The 21,885-nt window shown below is 55.1% G+C and carries 24 protein-coding genes; 17 read left to right on the top strand and 7 right to left on the bottom strand.

The features are described 5' to 3' along the window. Positions 1 to 155: 155 nt before the first annotated feature. From HKD42_RS09045 to HKD42_RS09025, 5 genes are all read left to right on the top strand, one after another. Positions 156 to 2,009, top strand: coding sequence for a DUF885 domain-containing protein (locus tag HKD42_RS09045; RefSeq protein WP_170012633.1), 1,854 nt, complete (start codon positions 156 to 158; stop codon positions 2,007 to 2,009). Between the two features lie 152 nt (positions 2,010 to 2,161). Next, on the top strand, positions 2,162 to 2,758 hold the full coding sequence (locus tag HKD42_RS09040; protein WP_170012631.1) for a hypothetical protein: 597 nt from the start codon (positions 2,162 to 2,164) through the stop codon (positions 2,756 to 2,758). An 82-nt stretch (positions 2,759 to 2,840) separates the two neighbouring features. Further along, positions 2,841 to 3,581: a trehalose-phosphatase gene (otsB, locus tag HKD42_RS09035; protein ID WP_170012629.1), complete on the top strand. Its 741-nt coding sequence runs from the start codon at positions 2,841 to 2,843 to the stop codon at positions 3,579 to 3,581. Next, the gene (locus HKD42_RS09030) at positions 3,566 to 5,413 is read left to right on the top strand and encodes a glycoside hydrolase family 15 protein (RefSeq protein WP_170012627.1); all 1,848 of its coding nucleotides are present in this window, start codon (positions 3,566 to 3,568) and stop codon (positions 5,411 to 5,413) included. Before otsB ends, HKD42_RS09030 begins: the two co-directional genes overlap by 16 nt. Positions 5,414 to 5,416: 3 nt before the next feature. Continuing rightward, the gene (locus HKD42_RS09025; protein WP_170012625.1) at positions 5,417 to 6,799 is read left to right on the top strand and encodes an alpha,alpha-trehalose-phosphate synthase (UDP-forming); all 1,383 of its coding nucleotides are present in this window, start codon (positions 5,417 to 5,419) and stop codon (positions 6,797 to 6,799) included. Positions 6,800 to 7,359: 560 nt separating this feature from the next. Here the strand turns inward: HKD42_RS09025 and HKD42_RS09020 are convergent. Next, the gene (locus tag HKD42_RS09020) at positions 7,360 to 7,995 is read right to left on the bottom strand and encodes an SOS response-associated peptidase family protein (protein ID WP_170012623.1); all 636 of its coding nucleotides are present in this window, start codon (positions 7,993 to 7,995) and stop codon (positions 7,360 to 7,362) included. Between the two features lie 203 nt (positions 7,996 to 8,198). Here HKD42_RS09020 and HKD42_RS09015 point away from each other — a divergent pair, with 203 nt between their 5' ends. After that, entirely contained in the window at positions 8,199 to 9,704 is a 1,506-nt protein-coding gene (locus tag HKD42_RS09015; RefSeq protein WP_170012621.1) for a phospholipase effector Tle1 domain-containing protein, read from the top strand. Positions 9,705 to 9,928: 224 nt separating this feature from the next. Then, positions 9,929 to 11,821 (top strand): phosphomethylpyrimidine synthase ThiC, encoded by a 1,893-nt coding sequence (gene thiC, locus HKD42_RS09010; protein WP_170012619.1) that lies wholly within the window; start codon positions 9,929 to 9,931, stop codon positions 11,819 to 11,821. Here the strand turns inward: thiC and HKD42_RS09005 are convergent. Beyond that, positions 11,818 to 12,951, bottom strand: coding sequence for a Fic family protein (locus tag HKD42_RS09005; RefSeq protein ID WP_170012618.1), 1,134 nt, complete (start codon positions 12,949 to 12,951; stop codon positions 11,818 to 11,820). The two genes, thiC and HKD42_RS09005, sit on opposite strands and share 4 nt — an antisense overlap. 310 nt (positions 12,952 to 13,261) lie before the next feature. On the opposite strand from HKD42_RS09005, the gene HKD42_RS09000 reads away from it, so the two are divergent. From HKD42_RS09000 to HKD42_RS08990, 3 genes are all read left to right on the top strand, one after another. Beyond that, entirely contained in the window at positions 13,262 to 13,474 is a 213-nt protein-coding gene (locus HKD42_RS09000) for an AbrB/MazE/SpoVT family DNA-binding domain-containing protein (protein WP_170012616.1), read from the top strand. A gap of 89 nt (positions 13,475 to 13,563) precedes the next feature. Continuing rightward, on the top strand, positions 13,564 to 13,953 hold the full coding sequence (locus HKD42_RS08995) for a type II toxin-antitoxin system death-on-curing family toxin (RefSeq protein ID WP_170012615.1): 390 nt from the start codon (positions 13,564 to 13,566) through the stop codon (positions 13,951 to 13,953). Between the two features lie 156 nt (positions 13,954 to 14,109). Continuing rightward, positions 14,110 to 14,730, top strand: a complete 621-nt coding sequence (locus tag HKD42_RS08990) for a hypothetical protein (RefSeq protein WP_170012613.1) — start codon at positions 14,110 to 14,112, stop codon at positions 14,728 to 14,730. 119 nt (positions 14,731 to 14,849) lie between these two features. Here HKD42_RS08990 and HKD42_RS08985 read toward each other — a convergent pair whose 3' ends face one another. Beyond that, complete coding sequence (locus HKD42_RS08985) at positions 14,850 to 15,344, bottom strand: YaiI/YqxD family protein (RefSeq protein ID WP_170012611.1); 495 nt, start codon at positions 15,342 to 15,344, stop codon at positions 14,850 to 14,852. Between the two features lie 163 nt (positions 15,345 to 15,507). Here HKD42_RS08985 and HKD42_RS08980 point away from each other — a divergent pair, with 163 nt between their 5' ends. The 4 genes from HKD42_RS08980 to HKD42_RS08965 all read left to right on the top strand — a co-directional run bounded on the left by HKD42_RS08980 (position 15,508) and on the right by HKD42_RS08965 (position 17,155). Next, positions 15,508 to 15,927, top strand: a complete 420-nt coding sequence (locus HKD42_RS08980) for a BLUF domain-containing protein (protein ID WP_170012609.1) — start codon at positions 15,508 to 15,510, stop codon at positions 15,925 to 15,927. Positions 15,928 to 15,946: 19 nt separating this feature from the next. Continuing rightward, entirely contained in the window at positions 15,947 to 16,390 is a 444-nt protein-coding gene (locus tag HKD42_RS08975; protein ID WP_246236937.1) for a COG3650 family protein, read from the top strand. Between the two features lie 244 nt (positions 16,391 to 16,634). Continuing rightward, positions 16,635 to 16,841, top strand: a complete 207-nt coding sequence (locus tag HKD42_RS08970) for a cold-shock protein (RefSeq protein WP_170012607.1) — start codon at positions 16,635 to 16,637, stop codon at positions 16,839 to 16,841. Between the two features lie 77 nt (positions 16,842 to 16,918). Beyond that, positions 16,919 to 17,155, top strand: a complete 237-nt coding sequence (locus HKD42_RS08965; RefSeq protein WP_170012605.1) for a hypothetical protein — start codon at positions 16,919 to 16,921, stop codon at positions 17,153 to 17,155. 33 nt (positions 17,156 to 17,188) lie between these two features. On the opposite strand, the gene HKD42_RS08960 is transcribed toward HKD42_RS08965, so the two are convergent. After that, on the bottom strand, positions 17,189 to 17,638 hold the full coding sequence (locus HKD42_RS08960) for a GFA family protein (RefSeq protein ID WP_170012603.1): 450 nt from the start codon (positions 17,636 to 17,638) through the stop codon (positions 17,189 to 17,191). 177 nt (positions 17,639 to 17,815) lie between these two features. Here HKD42_RS08960 and HKD42_RS08955 point away from each other — a divergent pair, with 177 nt between their 5' ends. Continuing rightward, complete coding sequence (locus HKD42_RS08955; protein ID WP_170012602.1) at positions 17,816 to 18,394, top strand: fasciclin domain-containing protein; 579 nt, start codon at positions 17,816 to 17,818, stop codon at positions 18,392 to 18,394. A 77-nt stretch (positions 18,395 to 18,471) separates the two neighbouring features. On the opposite strand, the gene HKD42_RS08950 is transcribed toward HKD42_RS08955, so the two are convergent. Next, positions 18,472 to 18,822 carry an Mpo1-like protein gene (locus tag HKD42_RS08950; protein ID WP_170012600.1) on the bottom strand — a complete coding sequence of 117 codons (351 nt, stop codon included), beginning with the start codon at positions 18,820 to 18,822 and terminating at the stop codon, positions 18,472 to 18,474. A 12-nt stretch (positions 18,823 to 18,834) separates the two neighbouring features. Continuing rightward, positions 18,835 to 20,283 carry a S41 family peptidase gene (locus HKD42_RS08945; protein ID WP_170012599.1) on the bottom strand — a complete coding sequence of 483 codons (1,449 nt, stop codon included), beginning with the start codon at positions 20,281 to 20,283 and terminating at the stop codon, positions 18,835 to 18,837. Positions 20,284 to 20,535: 252 nt separating this feature from the next. On the opposite strand from HKD42_RS08945, the gene HKD42_RS08940 reads away from it, so the two are divergent. Together HKD42_RS08940 and HKD42_RS08935 are read left to right on the top strand one after the other, a co-directional pair. After that, entirely contained in the window at positions 20,536 to 21,138 is a 603-nt protein-coding gene (locus HKD42_RS08940) for a YbhB/YbcL family Raf kinase inhibitor-like protein (RefSeq protein WP_170012597.1), read from the top strand. 61 nt (positions 21,139 to 21,199) lie between these two features. Beyond that, on the top strand, positions 21,200 to 21,451 hold the full coding sequence (locus HKD42_RS08935) for an SWIB/MDM2 domain-containing protein (protein WP_170012595.1): 252 nt from the start codon (positions 21,200 to 21,202) through the stop codon (positions 21,449 to 21,451). 5 nt (positions 21,452 to 21,456) lie between these two features. On the opposite strand, the gene HKD42_RS08930 is transcribed toward HKD42_RS08935, so the two are convergent. Beyond that, a complete protein-coding gene (locus HKD42_RS08930) occupies positions 21,457 to 21,855 on the bottom strand; it encodes a DoxX family protein (RefSeq protein WP_170012594.1) in 399 nt (132 codons plus the stop codon). Positions 21,856 to 21,885 lie beyond the last annotated feature (30 nt).

Below are 21,885 nucleotides of genomic sequence, written 5' to 3'. Positions count from 1 at the left end.
TCTGCCGGGCGAATAGCAATCGTTCCGCCAAATAGGATTGCGATCGTGAGCGCTATTGACATTGATCGACCATCCCGCAGTGTTGATCGATAGCTTCGGGCGTTGTCTGCCGCATTCCGGCAAGCGCTGCGTGCAATATTGTTAGGGACACTGTTATGACCAAATTCCAACTGGCTTTGTTGGCCACTGCCGCCATCGCTTTGCCTGTGACGCCTGCATTGGCTGATCATCACGGCGCGAAGCCAAGCGGGGCAGAGACAGCCGCAGATGCTCAAGTGGAAACGGGAGCTGAGTATCGGGCGGCGGAGGCGGCCAAACTGAAGGCCCTGTTCGCAGCATCGGACGAAGCGAATTTGAAGCTCAACCCGATCAGCGCACTGTTTCGCGGTGATATGCGATATGCTGACAAGCTCGGTGACTTTTTGACCGACGAGTATGTTGCGCAGGACATCGCCAACACCAAGGCCAATATGGAAGGTCTGGCTGCGATTGATCGCGACGCGCTCAATGCGACTGACAAAATCGCCTATGATGTGTTCCTGTATAATCAAGAACAGTCGATGAAGGGCAACGCGCCAGAAATCCGCGCCTTAACCGAAGTTCGCCCGGTCAATCACTTTACCGGCTTCCATACATTTTACCCGACCTTTGCCAGTGGTAAGAGCGCCGCGCCCTTCGCAACGGTCAAAGATTATCAGAACAATTTGTCCCGCAATGCGGATTATATCGCCATTAGCGACCGCGCGATTGCGAAATTTCGTAAAGGCATGGAAAGCGGCGTTTTGGAAACCAGCCTGACCATCAACAACGTGATCGAGCAGCTCAATACCCAGCTTGGCCAAGGTATTCAGGAATCCCCGTTTTGGGGTCCGATCAAGAATTTTCCGGAAGAATTCACCGACCAGCAAAAGGCGCAGCTAACAGCCGACTATTATGAGTCCGTCAGCGCGATTTATGCTGCCAATACGCGGATGCGTGACTTTCTGGTCGAAGAATATTTGCCGGTGGCCCGCACAACAACGGGCCTGACAGAAATGAAGGGCGGCGACGTTCTTTATGCGCAAATGATCGAAGGCACGACAACGCTGCCGCTTACTGCCGACTATTTGCACGAACTTGGCCTGTCCGAAGTTGCCCGTATTCTTGAAGGCATGGAAGGGGTCAAAGAGGAAGTTGGTTTCGAAGGTACATTGCAAGAATTTTTCGAGAACCTGCGGGCCGATCCTGCGCTGCAACCTGAAAGCCGCGAGTGGTTGACGCAGGATTATTACCGGATCGGCAAGATCGTGGACGAGAAAATCAAAGACTATTTCTCGCTCGTTCCGATTACGCCGCTGGAAATCAAACCTTACGAACCGTTCCGCGAGAAATTCCAGGCAGGCGGATCGTATCAGGGCGGCGCGCCTGATGGATCACGTCCGGGCACCTTTTATTTCAACGCCTATGATTTGCCGAGCCGCAACATCATCGGCAACACGACATTATATCTGCATGAAGGCGCACCGGGGCACCATTTCCAAATCAGCTTGGCGCAGGAAAATGAAGCGTTACCCGCCTTTATGCGGTTCGGCGGGAATACCGCCTATGTCGAAGGTTGGGCGCTGTATTCCGAAACGATTGGCTACGAGATGGGCCTGTTTGACGATCCCTATCAGCGGATGGGTACGCTTAGCGACGAAATGCTGAGAGCGATGCGACTGGTGGTCGATACCGGACTGCACAGTAAGGGGTGGAGCCGCGAAAAAGCCATTCAATACATGATCGATAATTCGACCATGGGCACGACCGATGCGACTGCCGAGGTGGAGCGTTATATTGCCATCCCGACACAGGCATTGGCCTATAAGGTCGGCGCGCTCAAAATTCAGGAATTGCGCGCGAAAGCCGAGGCCGAGCTTGGCGACCGCTTCGATATTAAGGGCTTCCACGCAGAGATATTGAACACCGGGGCCTTGCCGCTGCCAGTGCTCGAAAAGAAGATCAACGACTGGATCGCCAGCCAAGGTTAAATTGGCGGTATCCGCCGCGACACCGGCTGAGAAGGCTGCTGGGCGGGATTGATGAAACCAATTTTTGGTTGCAGCTGTAACCATATCAGCCAATAGAACGAACCTGATGGCAGACCGGTCTATAAAGCTGGTACCGTTTAAGGGGACATTTCATGCAATATTCCGCACGCCGTGCTTCATATATCGCCGCGTTTTTTCTGATTGTTACAGTTGTAACCCAGCTGATCTATATCGGTTTGCGGAGCGCAGAGATTGAATTTGATTCCAGCACGATCTGGACGATTGAAGCGGTTGCATTCTTGGCGATTTCGGTTTTCGCCCTTGTCCCAATGGCGCGAGGTTCTGCGCATACGGCGGCATGGGCAGCGGTTGCCTTGGGCGGCGCTTTCAATGTGATCCAAGTGGGCATGGGACTGGCGATGTTCGGGCCGGTGTCCGAAGCGGGTGAGGCGCTGGCCCCGGTATATCAATCTATCCTTGCCGGTGCGTTCTTCTTGTATTTTGCCGGTAAGTTTCTGTTCGGGTTTGCCGGTATTCTGCTGGGCTTGCATCTGATCCGCATTGGCGGCGGCGCTGCCAAAGCTGTTGGAGCTCTGGCGGCACTTACAGGCTTGGGTGCGTTGGCCACCAACCTGATGGGTATGTCAGCGGGTATGGATATGGTGATGATTGCAGGCGCCGCCGGGACCGCAGCAACCCTGTTCTTGGCAATGGCCGCCGGGATGCTTGCCCAGACAGAAGCGGGCTGAACGCTGGCCCCTTTGTCTCTATGGCGTGAATAGGTCTGCACATGCTGTTCCCAGATCTGCCTTAGCGGGTTAGGTAAAGGCAATGTCTTTCGACACATTGCCCCCGCCACCCCCTTTGTCTCAGCTTTGTGAGGCAGGGCAGGTCGCGCTGTTTTTGGATTTTGACGGAACGCTGATCGAAATTGCCAGCGGCCCTGACGCAATCGATGTTCCCGATAATCTACCGGACCGGTTTGATATCCTCGCGGCCCGGCTGGAGGGGCGGCTGGCGTTGGTTTCGGGCCGCGGTCTCGACAATATCCATCGCCATATTGGCGCGCTTACAATTGCGCGGGCCGGATCGCATGGCGCAGACCGTGTGCTGGCAGATGGCTCGGTACTGGGCGAGCATGCGCAACCTTTGATGCCGCAAGTTATCGAGGCACTGGCCGATCTGGCTGAGGAATATGGCGCTTTGCTGGAACGCAAGGCGCATGGCGCTGCGCTGCATTACCGGTCCAATCCTGAAAGCGGCGAGGCGATTGGCGTGGCTGCGGCGGCCATTGCCAGCGAAAACGGGCTGGTCGTCAAGCGCGGCAAATGCGTGGCTGAACTGGTTCGGCCGGGCGCAGATAAAGGCGGCGCAGTGGCGGCCTTTATGAAGGTTGCACCATTTGCAGGCAGTACCCCCATTTTCATTGGCGACGACGTGACCGATGAAGACGGGTTTATTGCTGCTGAAAAGCTTGGCGGTTTCGGCATTGCGGTCGGCGAAAGAGCATCGCAAAATGCCCGTTACCATCTACCCCTAGTAAAGGATGTTCATGCATGGCTGAACCTGTGACCGATCCGGTATCAACCCTGAGTGATACGGGGCATATCTCTGATCTTGATCTGTGGCCGATCGGGAATTGTCAGGTCAGCGGACTGATCGACAAGCGCGGCGGCTTGGTTTGGGGATGCATCCCGCGGGTCGACGGTGACCCTGCCTTTTGCGCCTTGCTCAACGGTGACAATCAGGATGCTGGTGTGTGGCGTTTTGAACTGGACGGGCAAATATCGGCAACACAGGAATATATCCGCAATACGCCCATTTTGGTGACGCGGCTTAAGGCAGCCGATGGCAGTGTGGTGGAAGTGCTGGATTTCTGCCCGCGTTATGAAGGCAAGGGGCGGATGTACCGCCCGGTTGCGATTGGCCGAATTATCCGCCCGATTGCTGGCAACCCGCGGATCAAAGTTATCCTGCGGCCGATGAAGAATTACGGGGCCAAGCTGGCAGAGATGACCAATGGCACCAATCATATCCGGTATCTGGTTGGCGATCAGGGGCTGCGGCTCAGCACGGATGCACCGGTTGGCTACATCATGGAGGGGCGGACGTTCCGCATTGAGGGGGATACGCACTTTTTCCTCGGGCCGGATGAACCCTTTGTCGGAAATTTGCGCGAAGAGATCCGCCGGATGGAGCAGTCCACCCGCAGCTATTGGCAGCAATGGGTGCGCGGACTGGCGACGCCGTTTGAATGGCAGGACGAAGTTATCCGATGTGCGATTACACTCAAGCTGTGCCAGCATGAAGAAACCGGCGCAATTGTGGCTGCGCTCACCACATCCATCCCGGAACATGATGGCAGTGAGCGTAACTGGGATTACCGCTTCTGCTGGATCCGCGATTCCTATTATACGGTTCAGGCGCTTAACCGGCTTGGCGCGCTCGATGTGCTGGAGAAATATCTCGGCTATTTGCGGAACATTGTCGACGGGGCCAAGGGTGGTCAAATCCAGCCGCTATATTCGGTGATGGGGGAAAGCGAGCTGGATGAAACCACCGCTGCCTATCTGGCGGGCTATCGCGGTATGGGGCCAGTGCGCAAAGGCAATGCGGCCTATAAGCAAATCCAGCACGATTGTTACGGCCAGATCGTACTGCCAACGGTGCAGGGCTTCGTCGATAAGCGCCTGCTGCGTCTTGCCGATGATACCGACTTTGCGAATTTGGAAGAAGTGGGCGAAATGGCGTGGAAGATGCACGACCAGCCCGATGCGGGCTTGTGGGAATTCCGTACCCGTCAGGAAGTCCATACCTATTCCGCAGTGATGAGCTGGGCAGCGTGTGACCGGCTGGCGGGCACGGCAGAATATCTTGGCAAGGATGACCGGGCGCAACTGTGGCGTGAGCGGGCCGATGCCATCCGCGACACGATTGAGGGGTCTGCTTGGGTCGAAGGAAGCAGTGACGGCGGGGCAGGCCATTACAAAGCCAGCTTTGAAACCGACTATCTCGATGCCAGCCTGTTGCAAATGATCGATCTGCGTTTCCTCAGGCCCGACGATCCGCGTTTCCAATCGACCTTTGCAGCGATTGAAAAAGAGCTTCGACGCGGCGAACATATGCTGCGTTACGCGACCGAGGATGATTTCGGCGCACCTGAAACCGCGTTTAATGTCTGCACATTCTGGCTGATCGAAGCGCTTCATTTGGCTGGCCGTTCTGAAGAAGCGCGCGGGCTGTTTGAAACAATGTTGGGTCACCGGACAGGTTCAGGGATGCTGAGCGAAGATCTGGATTGGAAGACGGGCGAGCTGTGGGGCAATTTCCCGCAAACCTATTCGCTGGTCGGGATCATCAATTGCGCCGGCTTACTGTCGAAACCTTGGAGCGAAGTGAGATAATATATGAGCCGTCTGGTGATCATTTCGAACCGCGTTGCCGTGGCCAAAGCGCGGGGTGCAGCGGGCGCGCAAGGTGGTTTGGCTGGTGCGCTGAATTCAGCGCTAAAAAAATATGGCGGTATCTGGTTCGGCTGGTCCGGTGAAGAGGCGGAGGAAACCACCGGTCATTTACAACTGAACACCAATGATGGCGTCACCACTGCGACCATCGATCTCAGCACCAATGATGTTGAGGAATATTATAATGGTTACGCCAATTCGACGCTGTGGCCACTGTTTCACTACCGGATCGATTTGACCGAATATGAGAACGAAACCGGTCGCGGTTATGAACGGGTGAACGAAACCTTCGCCAAGAGTGTTTCGCTGCTGACCGAGCCGGACGATCTGATCTGGGTCCATGATTACCATTTGTTACCCTTGGGGGAACGGCTGCGGGCCAGGGGGCATAAAAACCGGATCGGTTTTTTCCTGCATACGCCGTGGCCGCCAGCGCGTTTGTTTGTGTCCTTGCCCTATCACGAGCGATTGGTGCGAACGATGCTGGAATATGATGTCATCGGTTTCCAGACAGAGGAATGGCTGGGCAGTTTCCAACACTATTGCGCCAAGGAATTGGGTGCAGAGGTTGATGAGGTCACTGGCAAGATCACATTTGAAGGCCGCGTCACCCATGCCAGAGCCTATCCCATAGGGGTTGATTGGGATCATATCCAAGCGCAAGGCGAAACGCCTGAAGCCCGTCAGGCGGCGCAAAGGATGCTCAGCAGCACTCGGCACCGGACCGCGATGATCGGGGTTGACCGGCTGGATTATTCCAAAGGATTGCCTGAACGCATTGACGGAATTTCCCGTTTCTTTGACCAGAATCCGGACCGCGCAAGAGATTTGGTGTTTGTGCAAATCGCGCCGCCCAGCCGCGAAGATGTCGACAGCTATCAAAAGATCCGGGCCGAGTTGGAGCAAAAAACCGGGCAGATTAACGGCGCTTGGTCAGAGGTTGATATTGTCCCCATCCGATATGTGAACAAAGGCCATAGTTTGGCGGAACTATGCGGGTTTTATCGCGCCTCCAAGATCGGTTTGGTCACGCCGCTGCGCGATGGCATGAACTTAGTCGCGAAGGAATATATTGCGGCGCAAGATCCCGACGATCCCGGCGTCTTGATCCTGTCGCAATTTGCCGGTGCTGCGCATCAATTGACCGAGGCATTGCTGGTTAATCCGCACAGCCCGGATAATCTTGCACGCGCTATCGCCGAAGCTCTCGATATGCCGCTATCGGAGCGCAAGCGCCGTTATGATATTCTGGTCAAGACAGTGCGTGATGATGATATCCACGGTTGGACGCAGAACTTCGTGAGTGACCTCAAACACATTCCATAATTCTCGCTATCAAAAAAATGGGCGGCACGATGGCCGCCCATTTAAGTGTTGGTAGAGGGACAAGAGTATGCCGCGGGACCTGCTTGATCGGCGGCCAATTCAAGGGAGGGAGAATTGGAGCTTGGTCTTGGAGCTACCGGTCAAGCGTAAGATTGACGAATGCGGTCACCTGTTGGCGGTTTCGTGCACTGCATCTACGCCCGTTTGCAAAGCGTTCGCTTCAATGGCGGCAAAATCCCATACCTTGTCCGCGCGGGGACGGTGCGCAGCAAGCTTAGCCAAATCACAATCCTCGTGATCATGATTAGCAATTGGGGTTTGACTACCGTCAATACGAACAGATTTCACTCACAGTCTCCTCTATCAAGATTGCCCCATGCCACCGGGGGTCAGGCTTAGGTGAGCGTAAAAAGTAAATGGCGCGTTAGGCTTATGTAACGTGTTGTGTCCTGGCGGCTGCTTTCGGGCGTTTTTTTGGCCACAAAGCGTGTGATGCGAAATATCCATGCCATTTGATTAGCGAGGCGGGGTGATCGGCCGGGGGTGATCAGCGGTGGTGATCAAAAGGGCGGGGGCATTTCGCTGTGCCGCATCAGCGATGATGAATAGGGTTGAAGCAAGGTTTTTGCCTGACGCCAATCGGCATGGAGCCATGTGGCTTGCTCGGCCCGGTTGGGCGGCAATATCACCGGCATCCGGTCTCTTCCCTGTGCCCGCAAGGCGGCATTGGCGGGGCAGGTGAGCAGCGCAAAGCTGGGCACTTCACTGTCTTTCCATACGCCTGCCAATGCAAAAATAGGTTGGTCGGCGGGCGCAAACCACATTTGCTGGCGGCGTCCCTCTGCACCTGTATTCCGGCCCCATTCCATAAAGGTGGTGGCCGGGACCAAGCAGCGAAATTCGCTATTGCGCAGATTGCCGATCCAGAACGGACTGTCGGGATTTCGGACTGTGGCAATTCCGCGGGTTGGATCGGCTGCTTTTGGTGGTGGCGGTACGCCCCATATTCGCGGGATCATGCGCGGTTCTGCGATCCCCCGGCGCGGTCCGGCAATGAACTCTCTGCCACCAGTAATAATCGGGGCGAATTGCCCGGGCGCAGCATAGCCACCCGCCCACGGGTCTTCACCCTGCCGCGCGCCAAAATGTTTGGCGATGGCCGCCGCATTACAGTCCAAACGATAGAGGAGCGTCATGCTGTGCATCTGTAGCGAAGCAGGCCGCCGTGCAAACCCACTACGCGCAAACCCATTATCAGATAATTTTTGGCGCGGTGCCAGAAGCCCCGATGGTGGGCCCCGTCTGATCTTACCATACAACTTTGGCACCATGCGCCTGTCGTATTTTTCCTATAAGTTGCATCTCAACCGTTCAGGTTGGTGGCTGGGGTGATGGAACGATGAAACAGAAACCGAATAAACGCCTGATTTTTTGTTTTGATGGTACCTTTAACAAATTGGCCGTTGATGAACCGACCAATGTCGCGCGCATGGCGCAAATGGTGCGTCCGGTTGCACGCGACGGCGTACCGCAAGTGGTATATTATGATGAGGGGATAGGAACCGGCGTCGGGGGCCTCAGGAAACTGGCGCAGGGGGCGTTTGGTTGGGGTATGTTGCCGATCCTGCGCGATGCCTATCGGTTTCTCATATTCAACTATGAGCCGGGCGATCACATCTATGCATTCGGGTTCTCTCGCGGCGCGTTTACAGCGCGGAGCTTCTTGGGGTTTATCCGGCACGCTGGCATTCTCGATGTGGTGAGCGCCAGCCGGATCGACAAAGCGCTGGAAATTTACCGCAAGGCTCCCGCTGGTAAAACGGGTTTGGAATCCGGAGAAGCGCTGCGCTTTCGTGCCAAATATTGCGCGAATATCTGCGTTAGCGAAGTGGACCGTGAATTTAGAAGCCGCATACGCAAAGATGTGGATTGGGCGGGGGTGCCTTTGCTCGATATCCGCTACCTCGGTGTTTGGGATACGGTGGGGGCATTAGGTTGGCCGGAGACCTTACCATTATCGGGCTGGTTCAACCGAAAATACCGCTTCCATGATGCGATATTGACTAGCAAAATCGGCGCGGCACGGCACGCTGTTGCGCTGGATGAAGAATTGCAGTTCTTTCCGGTTACGCTGTTTGGAAGAGAGAAAACGCGGCAGCTGAATAGCTTGTTTGAGCAGAAAAAAGGTGAAGCGGTGCCGGATTGGCAGCGCCCCTATATGGAAAAATGGTTCCCCGGCATTCATGGCTCTGTGGGCGGGGGCGGCGCTCGTAAAGGCTTGCCTGATGCGGCGTTGTTTTGGGTTTTAACCGGCGCGCGGCGCGCGGGCCTGGATGTTCGGACCGATCTGGGTGCCAGGACGTTTGATATTGAACCCAATGGTTTGGGATATTTGCTGAATACTCCGCCCAAAACGGGAATTTTAGCATCGATTGTGCAGACGGTGGTTGCAGACGTGAAATTGCCGTTTCTGGACCCTCGATCAGGTCCGGAAACTATCGATGATCTCTCGCTGGCGGCCTGTCAAAGGATGGTGGCCACTCGCGATGGTTTGATGGATGAGGACAGGAAAGTTCCGGTGGAACCCGGGTTGGTGCCGTGGCTGGTGAGGATGTATAGAAAGTGGCGCGCAGCGCGCGATGGCGGACAGGCCAGCGGTAGCCGCGCCTATATTCCCCGTGCGTTGAAACATCGGCCGGATTTCATTGATCAATGGCAATATGCCGACAGGGTAGAAACCAAGTCGGGATATGTGATCGAAAAAGGCAAGACCCTGCTTGATGTGGCGGAACTCACGCTCGGCGATCGCAGCCGCTATATGGAAATTTTCGATGCCAACCGGGATCAGCTGGATGACCCGCATTATTACCCGGCGGGTATCGTCGTTCGATCGGCGGCTGATTAGTCTGGCTAAATAGCGAGGCGGGGCTTTCGCGTGATCGGTGTTTGGTGTAATACCCCCTCATCCCCGGGGAGCGTTGCCCCCGCATCCTGGATGCGGCCGAAAAAATACGCTGAGAGGCAGAATGGCATTCTGCGACCCGTTGAACCTGAACCGACTAACATCGGCGGAGGGAGCGGGCCTGTACGTTACGGGAAATCCGCACTCCGCATTTGGAGTATACGCGCATGGCCGACATAAATTCACGTCTCGAAAAAAACGGGGTCGAAATTGGCGTGACCACCGGTCCCATCCGGGGCAGCCGCAAAGTCTATGTTGGCAAGCATAACGTTGCGATGCGCGAAATCGATCTGGAGCCGAGCAGCGGCGAACCGCCTGTACGGGCCTATGACACATCCGGCCCCTATACCGATCCGAAGGTGGAGATCGACATTAATAAAGGCCTCGCCCCGATGCGCCGTGCATGGCAGCTCGAACGCGGCGATGTGGAAGAATACGAACCGCGCGAAGTAAAGCCCGAAGATAACGGCCAGCTCGGGCCCGATCGCAGCGGCGGTGTGCCCCCATTCCCCACCGCGCTGCGCAAACCGCTGCGCGCCAAACCGGGCAAGAACCTGAGCCAGATGCATTATGCGCGGCGCGGGATCATCACGCCCGAAATGGAATATGTGGCGGAGCGCGAGAATCTGGGCCGCGAAATCGCGCGCGAGGCATCCAGCGGCGGTGAAAGCTGGGGCGCGGAGATCCCCAACCACGTCACGCCCGAATTTGTGCGTGATGAGCTGGCGCGCGGGCGGGTGATTATCCCTTCCAACGTCAACCACCCCGAATGTGAGCCGATGGCGATTGGCCGCAATTTCCTCGTCAAGATCAACGCCAATATCGGTAATAGCGCGGTCGCGTCCGATGTCGCATCCGAAGTCGACAAGATGGTCTGGTCCACCCGCTGGGGCGCGGATACGGTGATGGACCTATCCACCGGCCGCAACATTCATGACACCCGCGAATGGATCATCCGCAACAGCCCCGTTCCCATCGGCACCGTGCCAATTTATCAGGCGCTGGAAAAAGTCGGCGGCGTGGCCGAAGATCTGACGTGGGAAATTTTCCGCGATACTCTGATCGAGCAAGCCGAGCAGGGCGTCGATTACTTCACCATCCATGCGGGCGTGCGCCTGCCTTACGTGCCAATGGCGGCCAAGCGCGTCACCGGCATTGTGTCACGCGGCGGCAGCATCATGGCGAAATGGTGCCTCGCGCATCACAAGGAAAGCTTCCTCTACGAACATTTCGACGAGATCACCGAGATTATGAAGGCCTATGACATCGCCTATTCACTGGGTGACGGCCTGCGCCCCGGCTCCATCGCGGATGCCAATGACGAAGCGCAATTTGCCGAGCTCTATACTCTGGGCGAGCTGACCCACCGCGCATGGAAAGAAGATGTGCAGGTGATGATCGAGGGGCCGGGCCATGTCCCGATGCACAAGATCAAGGAAAACATGACCAAGCAATTGGAAGTGTGCGGCGAAGCGCCCTTCTATACACTCGGCCCATTAGTCACCGATATTGCGCCGGGATATGACCATATCACCAGCGGCATCGGCGCGGCGCAAATCGGTTGGTACGGCACCGCGATGCTGTGTTACGTCACCCCGAAGGAACACCTCGGCCTGCCCGACCGTGACGATGTGAAAGTCGGCGTGGTAACCTATAAATTGGCCGCCCACGCAGCCGATCTGGCGAAAGGCCATCCCGCCGCACAAGTGCGCGATGATGCGCTGTCCAAGGCGCGCTTTGAATTCCGCTGGCGCGACCAGTTCAACCTGTCACTCGACCCCGATACGGCGGAGGAATATCACGACCAGACATTGCCGGCAGAAGGCGCAAAAACCGCGCATTTCTGTTCCATGTGCGGCCCGAAATTCTGCTCCATGCAAATCAGCCAGGAGGTGCGCGATTTCGCCGCCAAGCAGAACCAGTCACCCGAAGGCTTCCTGGCGAGTGAAAAGCTCGGCAGCGAAACCGCCGAGGCGAGCCGCAAGGCTGCCGAAGAGGGGATGCGGGAGATGTCGGAGAAATACCGCGATGGCGGGGATTTGTATGTTTCAACCGATTAAGCGCGGACAATTTCGAGTAGCGGCTGGAATGACAGCAATGCTGCGCGCCTTCCGGCAGCCTCTTCAACAACTGTGAGGATGTTTTCGTCGATTAAGATTCTGCTGAATCGATGCGCGGTCTGGTTGGGAATACCGGCAGACGATGTGAACGCACTGTTTCGGAAAACGGGTTTGCCAAAAACATAATTGACGGCGACTGGGGCCCATTGCGAGTTTAGAAGCTCACGGAATCGAGTTTGCATCTCGTTGTAGAGGTCCCCGATTCGTTCGGTGATCGAGATGTTTATCTCGGCTTGACGTTGCAAAATTTCTAGAAAGAAAAGTATCCATTCATCCCACTCGTCATTAGCCGAAACCGCGCGAAGCCGCTCGACATATTCATCCCGCCTTTCTTCTATGGCAGCACTGACATACAGATGTGGCGCATGGATAATATCGCGTTGCCAAAGGTTGAGCGGGATTAGCATTCTCCCCAAACGGCCATTGCCGTCTTTAAACGGGTGGAGTGCTTCAAATTCCAAATGCATCACTGCGGTTTGCACAAGGGGTTCGATGGTCTCATCGTGAATGAACTTCTCGAGATCAGCCACACCATTTTCCAAATCATCTGAACTGATTGGTACAAATAAAATGCGACGGTTGCGCTTGTCGGCCACATAATTTTGTTCGCGTTTGAAAGAGCCTGGTGCTTTGTCGGCTCCACGTCCGAAGAATAGCAATTGAGAATGAGCTTCACGGATCAATCTTGAAGATATTGGCAGACCCTGATCCATCATGTTTTGAGCGCGTCGCACTGCGCGCGTATATGAATACACCTCAATCGCCTCTTGCCGGTAAGCGAGTTCGTCGTCATCATCATCGTCTACATCCGCTTGAATTTTTAGAATCTCATCAAGCGTAGCAATTGTCCCTTCTATTCGAGATGAAACAACCGCTTCTGCATTGCGAAGCGGGGCGAGCAAAAGTTCTTTGTTATGAAGCGCCTCGAGTTTCGCATCGTATCGCGCGAGAGCGCTTGTAGCTCTGGTTAGCGACGGAGCAATACGTTCATAATCGATGTTTGCAGGAGGGAATCGACCAGCGTGGTAATCGATAGCGCCTTCGAGATCGTAACCTTGGATATCTGCCATTTGTATATAAAACTCATTCCCTCATAATGCACAACACACTTAGATTATAATATGCGAAGCGCAAATTGATTCGTATATAAAAAGACGACATTCATGATAACCAACGCATTTTGCGTCGGTTGCTTTATGCTCAAACCATTTTGTATATAACAAGATTGCAAATTGTATATACAAAATGGGGGCAGGCTAGTCATATCAAATCTTACAATCCTATGGCTGCAAGAATGCTATTTGTTATGGCACCTGTATGAACAAACCGCTCAAGATCACCAAAATCGGCAATTGTTCGCGCTTCGCTTGAACGTCTCCGGTGCCTAAGGCACCTCCGGCTCCTGCCGGGATTGTCCTGCCGAAGGATGTGCTCGCGCGGCTGCGTGTGGGGCCGGGGGATGCGTTGTATTTGTCCGAGGCCCCCGATGGCGTGCGGTTGACGGCCATCGATCCGGATTTCTCCGCCAAGATGGAAGCGGCGGAGGAGATTATGCGCGAGGACCGCGATATTCTGCGCGAATTGGCTAAGTAGCCAATGCCCACCCCGCTGCGACTACCCTCACTTTCAGTTCGGCAAGTCTCGCTCCCCTCCCGCCTGCGGGAGGGGTTGGGGGTGGGTCAATGACCGACCGCACAGAGCCGGAATGGCTCTCTCTCGACATTGCGATGGCGGTGCATGACCGCCAGCTGTCCGAGCATGGCGGGCCGACGGGTGTGCGCGATCAGGGCGCGCTTGAAAGTGCGCTGGGCCGCCCGGTCAATCAATGGACCTATGGCGAGGATGATTTGTGCGCGCTCGCCGCAGCCTATGCGTTTGGTATTGCGCGCAACCATCCCTTCACTGACGGCAATAAGCGCACCACATGGGTGTTTGCGCGCCTGTTCCTGCGGCTGAATGGGCAGAGCATTGCGTTCACACCGAAAGAGGCGGTGGCAATTGTTTTGGCACTGGCGGGCGGGAAGTTGAGCGAGACTGAGTTGGCGGAGTGGTTCCGGGGGCACTTGTCTTAGTGCCCCACCTCGTCATGCTGAACTCGTTTCAGCATCCATTTTGCCAATAGCGCCGACCTGAGCAGATGTACGAATGGACCCTGAAACAAGTTCAGGGCGACGATCAGGTGGGATCGTCGCTTTCCTACTCCGCCAAAATCTGCCTTATCCTTGCCGATGAGCAAGCACGAAACCTTTTCCGTTATACCACACAATTCCAGCACAGCGCCCGGCCCGCGCCATGATGGGTGGACGCCCGCGCGGCAGGCTACTTTTCTGCGCGAATTGGCGTCTTCGCATTCGGTTGCGGAGGCGGCGCGGGCGGCGGGGATGAGCCGCCAGTCCGCCTATGCGTTGCGGGCGCGGCTGCGGGGGGAGCCGTTTGATCTGGCGTGGTATGCCGCGCTGCGGTGCCGGATTGATATGCTGGCAGAGGCGGCGGTGGACCGCGCGCTGAACGGGGTGAAGGTGCCGCATTTCTATAAGGGGGAGGTCGTCGGCACGTCGCGCAAATTTGATGAGCGGCTGACGGTGGCGCTGCTCGCCATGCGGGATAGTTTTCGTGCTCCGCGTGCCTCTGTGCCCGCTATGTCCGATCCGGCAGCGCAGTATGGCGCGCATGATTTCCGCAGGCTGGCCGAGCGTGTGGAGCGCGGCCCGGCAACTTGGGACGAGGAACGGGAGGAGGCCTATGCGCAGCTGCGTTCCGAATATGATGACTATGCGGGCGGCGATTGGGAAGAGGCTGACGAGGAGGAGGTGGTGGCGGACGAGGAGGACGAGGTGACGGAGGGCTGACACCGCGCTGCATAGTGTCAACTTCGTTATGGGCAGGAATATAACATATATTCAGATAGATAGGCGGTATTGGGGCGGGTGACAGGGTGTCAACTTCGTCAATTTCGGGTGACGCGTGCTTACCGCCGTGCCAGTTTCACCAGCACTTGATCGAGTGATTGCAGGAATGCCGACCGGTCCTGCTTGGTAAACGGGGGCGGGCCGCCAATCCCGTCACCTGCATTCATGCCGCTGCGCAGATCGGCCATGATGGCGCGGGTGGCAATCGCGCTACCGATGGAATCTTTGGTGAAGGGTTTGCCATTATGCGCCAGCACCGCCGCATCCGCCTTCACGCAGCGTTCGGCCAGCAGGATATCGGCGGTGATGACAATGGCGGCGGGGCTGGCCCGCTCTTCGATCCAGTCATCCGCCGCATCGAAGCTGTCATTGACCACCACGCGGCTGATCAGCGCGCTGTCGGGAATGCGGAAAGGGGAATTGCTGACAATGATCACGGGCACTGTGTGGCGCAGCGCGACTTTGTAGATTTCTTCCTTCACCGGGCATGCATCTGCATCGACATAGATAGTGATCGGGGCAGGCGCGGGGGTATGGGCAGCGGGTTTGGTCATGATGTTTTTACAGTATTTCCTGGCTGGTATTACACAAAACTGCGTGAGGACAACCAGATGGTATTATGATAAAAGTGTCAAATGATGTATCGCCTGAAACTATGAGCTTGTTTGTACGTATTAAAGTCTGGAGTGGGCATACCACTCAATTGGAGAGACTAGAATGCACTCGCTGATGTATGTCAGCTCTGTCCGCGGGGAATTTACCCCAGCGGATTTGGAAGAGCTGACCACACAGGCCGCACGCAAGAATGCGCGGCGCGAAATTACGGGTATGCTGGCCTATAATGGCAAGAGCTTCATGCAATTGCTGGAGGGCAATCAGGCGCAGATAGAGGCGCTGGTCGAGAAGATTGGCAAGGACAAACGCCACCGTGATTTGATTGTTATCCGGCGGCGCGAGATTGAGACGCGCGAATGCCCGGATTGGACGATGCGCAGTTTTGTCGTGCCGATGGAACGTGCCGGTGATGCCGTGCGCCTGTCGGTGTCGTTGCCGGATGATTTTGAATTCGACACACGGTTATTATTTACCAGTTTTGGTTCTATGGTGCGGCAAACGTCGGGCGGCTCGGCCAGCTAGGCCGTTTTGGGATAAGATCATGACTATGCACACTCGGTTCGCTGGCCTCGCACTTGTATCTCTGGCGCTGGGTGCATGTCAGGGAAGCGGCGGCGAGGGCGCGGTTACTGCCGAAAACGCGCAGGTATATGATGGTATCGCCAATGATGAATTGCTCCGGTTTGGCGGTAATGAACCGTTTTGGGGCGGGCAGGTGGTGTCCGGCCGGCTAACCTATGCCACACCGGAAAATAGCGACGGTGTGACGATCGCCGTGACCCGCTTTGCCGGGATGAACGGTTTGGGCTTCAGCGGCGAGCTGGAGGGAAAGCGGTTCGATATGGTGGTCACCCCCGGTGAATGCAGCGATACTATGGCTGACCGGGCGTATCCGTTTACGATTACGCTCAGCATTGCGGATGATGTCCGCACCGGCTGCGGGTGGACGGATGCACAGCCATTTATTGGTGACGAAAATCCGTGATTTACTGGCGCATTTGAAGCGTTTGGAACGATCAATTAGGCGAATCCTCAGGGTTATGTTATAAGCGCTTAGCTGACGTCGAAAATTGCGACGGACTTCGGTACTATGACTACGAAATTGGATGCGTCATGCGCTCCGTTTCTTACACTGGCGACGACTTCCTTTCATTTCACGATCTGACGCATACCCCCATGCCCGGCAGTTCCGCCGTGCTAGGAATATCGTTCTCGAAAGGAACGCCATAATGACTATCGGTACAGTAAAATTTTTCAACGGCGACAAAGGCTATGGTTTCATCCAGCCTGAAGACGGCGGCGATGATGCATTCGTGCACATCACAGCGGTTCACGCAGCCGGCATGCAAACGCTCGATAAAGAGCAGCGCGTGAATTACGACCTCGAAGAAGGCCGCAACGGCAAAATGTCGGCGGTCAATCTGTCTGCTGCATAACGCACTGAAACTCCGGATGCGGGGAGCAACCATGCCTCCGCATCCGGTCATTCAGTGACACCAGCAGGAGAAATATTTTGAGCCAGAATTACGAATTTTATAACACCCGCGCCAACGAAGCTGCTGCGGAAGCCGCCAAAGCGACATTGGATAATGTCCGAGAGCGGGCTTTGCGTTCAGAGACAGCTTGGCGTGAAATGGCTGATCGTGCGTTGCAGATGGAGCAAGAGCGCGAAGTGGCGAAAGAAGAGCGTGAAAAACGTCAGGCAGAAGCTGCCGAAGCAGCCGCCGCTCAACCGGAAGCCGTCGCTTAATAGTCACCGCGAAGTTCAGGCTTGATTGCTGAGCTAGTCGTCAAATGTATGACCGGCAGCAATCGCCTCTGCGATAATTTCGGCGCCGGTCTTCATCGGCGTATTTTGCGCGAAATCATAAAAGGCGGGTTTCTCGTCGGCGAAAATCTGTTGCTCTATTTCTGCGGACTTCCCCAAATCAAATAGGCCGGCAGCAAAGCTGTAATGGTCGCTGGGGACGAAACGGTACCATAGGTTGGTCCCGCATGTTTTGCAGAATGCCCGCTCCGCCCAATCGGAACTTGCATAGCTGGTTACGTGATCGGCACCGGAGAGATTAAAACTTGCCCCGCTCACTCCCATGAACGGCCCGCCTCCCCATGTCCGGCACATTGTGCAGTGACACACATCGACCAGCGGGGCGGCCTCCGTTAGCGTAATGGATACAGCATTGCACAAGCAAGTGCCTGATACTGATCCCAATTTTGAATGATGTGCATCCATACCACATTGCCTTCCGTATCTTACGATGTACTGCCTTAGTACCGTCTGCCTAAGTGTCCGGTCAGTCAATCTCGATTAAGATTGTTTGGAACCAGGCTCTGGCCGATGCATTACATTCAACACATGCTGCGGAGGCGGTGTGTCTCCCCCCTTATAGTTATTCAAGGACTACGATTTATGAAAATGTTTGCAATTCCGGCACTGGCTTCGGCTCTCGCTTTAGCCGCTTGTGGTGATGCAGTTGATAATTCGGAAACGGCTGAAACAGCCCAAGTCACCAGTGCAGATGCCACAGAAGCTGCAACTGACGTTGGCACAATCGTCGACGTTGCGGCCGGCAACGAAGACTTCTCGACACTCGTCACTGCCGTAACCGCTGCCGATCTGGCTGAAACACTAAGCGGTGAAGGCCCGTTCACGGTATTTGCACCTACGAATGCGGCTTTTGCCAAATTGCCTGAAGGCACATTGGAAGAGCTAACCAAGCCAGAAAGCAAGGCGACATTGGTTGGTATTTTGACATATCACGTGGTCGCCGGAGAAACTTCGGCAGAAGCGTTGGGCGAAGCGATTGCTGCGGGTGAAGGTACAGCCGAGCTGACAACCGTAAACGGCAGTAAGCTGACAGCGTCAGTCGATGGCGAAGCAGTGATTTTGACCGATGCCGCTGGTAATACATCGACGATTACGGCGACCGATATCGAAGCATCGAACGGTGTTGTTCATGTGATCGATACGGTGGTTATGCCGGGTTAATCGCGCACGTAACATGACTTGTGAAAAGCGGCTCCGTTTCGGCGGGGCCGCTTTTTTATTCAGTTAAGGGGTCCCGCTCATTTGGAAACGCCCGCTCTCTCCAATTCTCCATCCAATCGGCGGGTCAACCACATCCAGTACATTTTGAAATCTGCGGCTAAGCTCCACATTGGATAGGTGAAGGTGGCGGGGCGGTTCTTCTCGACCGTGAAATGCGCAACCCAGGCGAAAAAATACCCCGCTATTGGCATCAGGGCCAGCCACCACCAATTGCCGGAATTAATACCGGCCCAAACTGCGAATAGCGCAACGGCGATCACCAATGTCGTGCCAATATAATGGAGGGCCCGCGTTTTCGGCAGGGAATGCTCACGTAAATAGAACGGCCAGAACTCGGCGAATGAAGTGTATGTTTTCTCTTCTTTCATCGAGGTTCTTTCTTAGAACAGCCCGGGTACTTCGCGTTGTGCAGCAGATGGGCTGACCGGTTCGAGCAGTTGGCGAGTGCTACGAATGCTCCGCGCGCCTTGTACACCCGGTGTACCGGTAATGGGCGAGCATGTTGCGGCTCCTGTACGCAAAAACTCTAACGCAGTCGCGATAGAGTCCTCTGCGGGATCGCCCAATTGGTTGGATATGTCGTCCTCTGCGCTACATGTATTGGGAACAACACTAGCCAATCCATCAAAATACTCGCCATTGCCATCAGCATTGACTGTCTGGAAAGTGACCGCTCTGATCCGGTCATCGCAAGCTGCCAGATCAAAGCCAAATTGCCCTACGGGCTTGCCCGATGTGTTGGTGCCAACCAATGCCAGATTATTGCCGACATACGGGATGAAGGCGTTCGTCACCAACTCACTTGCCGAAGCGGTACCGCCTCGACCGATCACCGCAATTTTTGTCACGGAAATGGCTTCTGGTTGAGCTGTAAAGCTGCGTGTACTGTTTTCGCTGGACTTGCTTGGGCGCAAAACGGTTCGGCTGAACACTTGCCCTGTACGATTGCGAGCCATCAAGTCACCAAATAGCTCTGCAATACTGACGAGACCGCCACCATTGTAACGCAAATCCAAAATGACCTCGTTCACGCCTTGGCTGCGGAAGCTGGCAAAGGCCGCCCGTAAGTTCTGATCCGCCGACCCAATAAATGTCCTTAGGTTAAGATACCCAACTGGTTTGCCATTATCGTTAAACACCCTGGCGCCGTATCGATCGGATACAGGATCAAGAGGATATTCCGCTTTCGTTACGGTTGTCTGGCTGTCAGTCCCGTCTACAGACCGGATCTGGAAGGTTCTGGCGATCCCTGCCTCTGATGCTCCCAGTCGATTGACGACCCCTTGTGGGCCTTCTGCTGCCATAATGGTACCAATCATTTCGAGCGAGCTTGCCGATGTACCAACCGAGAGCAATTCGACGCCGCGGTCAAAGCCAGCCGCGAATGCAGGCGCATTTTCGAAAGCTTCAATCACAAACACACGATTGTTGACCGTGTCATATGCCAGACGAATGCCAAAGCCTGCGCTGGAGCCTGAGGCAAAGAAGGCATTTTCTTCGGCGATTGAGGTAATGAACGTGAAGCCCTTGTCACGGTTTTGTGCACGGGCCGGTGCGACCAAAGCATCGAGGTAGGATTGCACATCGTTGAAGTTTTCAGGCTGAACCGAACGGTCCAGCAAGTTCGGAAACAGATACCATTCATCAAGGACACTAAGAGCAAAGTTTTGACGCTCTATCAGAGAGCATCCTGGCGTACTGCCGCCGCCGCCGCTGCTAGAGCTGCCACCGCCACCTGCTACCGGTCCCGAGGGGGAGGAATCGCCGCCACCGCAGGCGGCCAGAGACAACGCAAGTGTCAGGCTGAGAATGTTGCGACCGATACTCATGTAAATCACTCCGGTTATTGCGCGATCCAGAATCGGCCCGGAATCAGCGCAGTCTCCCACAAGCTAAAGGATGCCTTGCGTTTGCTATTGGGGCAAGCAATCACCAATGATTTTACGTCTCTAGTCCGTAAATCGGCGCAAATAGCCGGTATAATTCCGTCGGAGCGGTGGAAAACCCGAATTTTACGCTCGCGTGCACTCGCCGCCTCTCGCCAAGGGGCCTAGTCTGATATTTCAAGGAGAGAGAATTTAATGTCTGCAACTGTTCCCGATTGGCTTGGTACAGCTCTAGCGAGCACTGGCGCTGGAATGCCCAAGCACGCGGCCAAACTACTTATTGCAGAGCTTGCCGACCAACGCAGCTTTGCGCGTGGTGGATTTGCTTTCTCCAGTCCGGCTTTCGATAATGGAGAAGAGCTGGACCCTTGTTTTACCGCAGACGAGGAAGATGCGGTTGCGCCTCCTCTCGAATGGTCTGCGCCGCCGCCAGGTGCGCAAGAAATTGTCATTATTGTTCAAGATGCAGATGCCAATGGGGATACGCCGACACTGCATTGGGCGGTTTGGGGTCTTCCCGGTCAAAAGGGCAAGCTGCTGGAAGGCGAAGCGCCCCCTCGCGTTGGCAAGAATGCCAAACACAATTCGGAATGGCTATTGCCAGAACCGCCTCAAGATGATGAACCGCACCGATACGTATTTCAAATCTTCGCACTCGACCTCCCTATGACTGTAATGCCCGGCGCGAAAATGGCCGATCTCATCCAGTCAATGAAAGGTCAGGTCACGGCCGCTAACATCCTCACCGCCACCTATAAAAGGGAGGAATGGGAGGATGAGGAGGGTGATGACGAATGATGATGCGGGGAGAGGATGAATTTCGATTATTAACTAATGCCAATCTGGAAAGGATATAATTATGGCTGGTAAAAACAATGCACTTCAGAAACCTGTGACTTTGTCAGGTGATCTTGAGAACGTAATCGGCAAAGGCCCGATGACACGCGCTCAAGTAACTTCCAAAATTTGGGAATACATTAAAGGCAATGATCTGCAGGACAGCAAAGACAAGCGTCAGATCAATCCTGACGCGAAATTGAGCGCTGTGATTGGTAAAGACCAAATCTCCATGTTCAAGATGACTGCTGCGGTGTCTAAGCACCTCACCTAAGTGATCTAGGGTTTCGGGCGGAACGGCCAATTGGTCGTTCCGCTTACCCATAATGCCAGCCAGATTATAATCGGCTGCGCGATCATACGGGGGACATGATAGGCAAGATTTGATCCGCTATCCGCTCCCCAATCCAACATCATATGGTGAATATTCGCTGGCCATACGCATAATGCGTATAGTGCCAGCCCAATGCCGGCCGCTTTACGCAGCTGCGGATACCACGGCTGGATTAGCCCGATAGCCCCGAGCAATTCTGCCACCCCGGTGAAATAGACAACTTCTAACGGGAAGGGCACCCAACCCGGCATTATCCGCATGAAGAATTCTGGCGATGCCAGATGGGCATATCCGGCATAGGCATAGAATATTGCCAAGATCCAAAGCAGAATGCTGCGTATCATTGTGGTGGTTCCCCGATTTCAAGCTACCCT

Origin of the sequence: Pontixanthobacter rizhaonensis (assembly GCF_012972675.1) — a bacterium.
Lineage (GTDB): Bacteria > Pseudomonadota > Alphaproteobacteria > Sphingomonadales > Sphingomonadaceae > Pontixanthobacter > Pontixanthobacter rizhaonensis.
Note: the sequence above shows the minus strand (reverse complement) of the source record. Positions and strands in the feature narration are given on the sequence as shown.

Excerpts from the sequence above, each read along its gene's own strand:
- HKD42_RS09045 (WP_170012633.1), top strand. The coding sequence starts at position 156 with ATGACCAAATTCCAACTGGCTTTGTTGGCCACTGCCGCCATCGCTTTG.
- HKD42_RS09040 (WP_170012631.1), top strand. The coding sequence starts at position 2,162 with ATGCAATATTCCGCACGCCGTGCTTCATATATCGCCGCGTTTTTTCTG.
- otsB (WP_170012629.1), top strand. The coding sequence starts at position 2,841 with ATGTCTTTCGACACATTGCCCCCGCCACCCCCTTTGTCTCAGCTTTGT.
- HKD42_RS09030 (WP_170012627.1), top strand. The coding sequence starts at position 3,566 with ATGGCTGAACCTGTGACCGATCCGGTATCAACCCTGAGTGATACGGGG.
- HKD42_RS09025 (WP_170012625.1), top strand. The coding sequence starts at position 5,417 with ATGAGCCGTCTGGTGATCATTTCGAACCGCGTTGCCGTGGCCAAAGCG.
- HKD42_RS09020 (WP_170012623.1), bottom strand. The coding sequence starts at position 7,995 with ATGACGCTCCTCTATCGTTTGGACTGTAATGCGGCGGCCATCGCCAAA.
- HKD42_RS09015 (WP_170012621.1), top strand. The coding sequence starts at position 8,199 with ATGAAACAGAAACCGAATAAACGCCTGATTTTTTGTTTTGATGGTACC.
- thiC (WP_170012619.1), top strand. The coding sequence starts at position 9,929 with ATGGCCGACATAAATTCACGTCTCGAAAAAAACGGGGTCGAAATTGGC.
- HKD42_RS09005 (WP_170012618.1), bottom strand. The coding sequence starts at position 12,951 with ATGGCAGATATCCAAGGTTACGATCTCGAAGGCGCTATCGATTACCAC.
- HKD42_RS08995 (WP_170012615.1), top strand. The coding sequence starts at position 13,564 with ATGACCGACCGCACAGAGCCGGAATGGCTCTCTCTCGACATTGCGATG.
- HKD42_RS08990 (WP_170012613.1), top strand. The coding sequence starts at position 14,110 with ATGAGCAAGCACGAAACCTTTTCCGTTATACCACACAATTCCAGCACA.
- HKD42_RS08985 (WP_170012611.1), bottom strand. The coding sequence starts at position 15,344 with ATGACCAAACCCGCTGCCCATACCCCCGCGCCTGCCCCGATCACTATC.
- HKD42_RS08980 (WP_170012609.1), top strand. The coding sequence starts at position 15,508 with ATGCACTCGCTGATGTATGTCAGCTCTGTCCGCGGGGAATTTACCCCA.
- HKD42_RS08975 (WP_246236937.1), top strand. The coding sequence starts at position 15,947 with ATGACTATGCACACTCGGTTCGCTGGCCTCGCACTTGTATCTCTGGCG.
- HKD42_RS08970 (WP_170012607.1), top strand. The coding sequence starts at position 16,635 with ATGACTATCGGTACAGTAAAATTTTTCAACGGCGACAAAGGCTATGGT.
- HKD42_RS08960 (WP_170012603.1), bottom strand. The coding sequence starts at position 17,638 with ATGGATGCACATCATTCAAAATTGGGATCAGTATCAGGCACTTGCTTG.
- HKD42_RS08955 (WP_170012602.1), top strand. The coding sequence starts at position 17,816 with ATGAAAATGTTTGCAATTCCGGCACTGGCTTCGGCTCTCGCTTTAGCC.
- HKD42_RS08950 (WP_170012600.1), bottom strand. The coding sequence starts at position 18,822 with ATGAAAGAAGAGAAAACATACACTTCATTCGCCGAGTTCTGGCCGTTC.
- HKD42_RS08945 (WP_170012599.1), bottom strand. The coding sequence starts at position 20,283 with ATGAGTATCGGTCGCAACATTCTCAGCCTGACACTTGCGTTGTCTCTG.
- HKD42_RS08940 (WP_170012597.1), top strand. The coding sequence starts at position 20,536 with ATGTCTGCAACTGTTCCCGATTGGCTTGGTACAGCTCTAGCGAGCACT.
- HKD42_RS08935 (WP_170012595.1), top strand. The coding sequence starts at position 21,200 with ATGGCTGGTAAAAACAATGCACTTCAGAAACCTGTGACTTTGTCAGGT.
- HKD42_RS08930 (WP_170012594.1), bottom strand. The coding sequence starts at position 21,855 with ATGATACGCAGCATTCTGCTTTGGATCTTGGCAATATTCTATGCCTAT.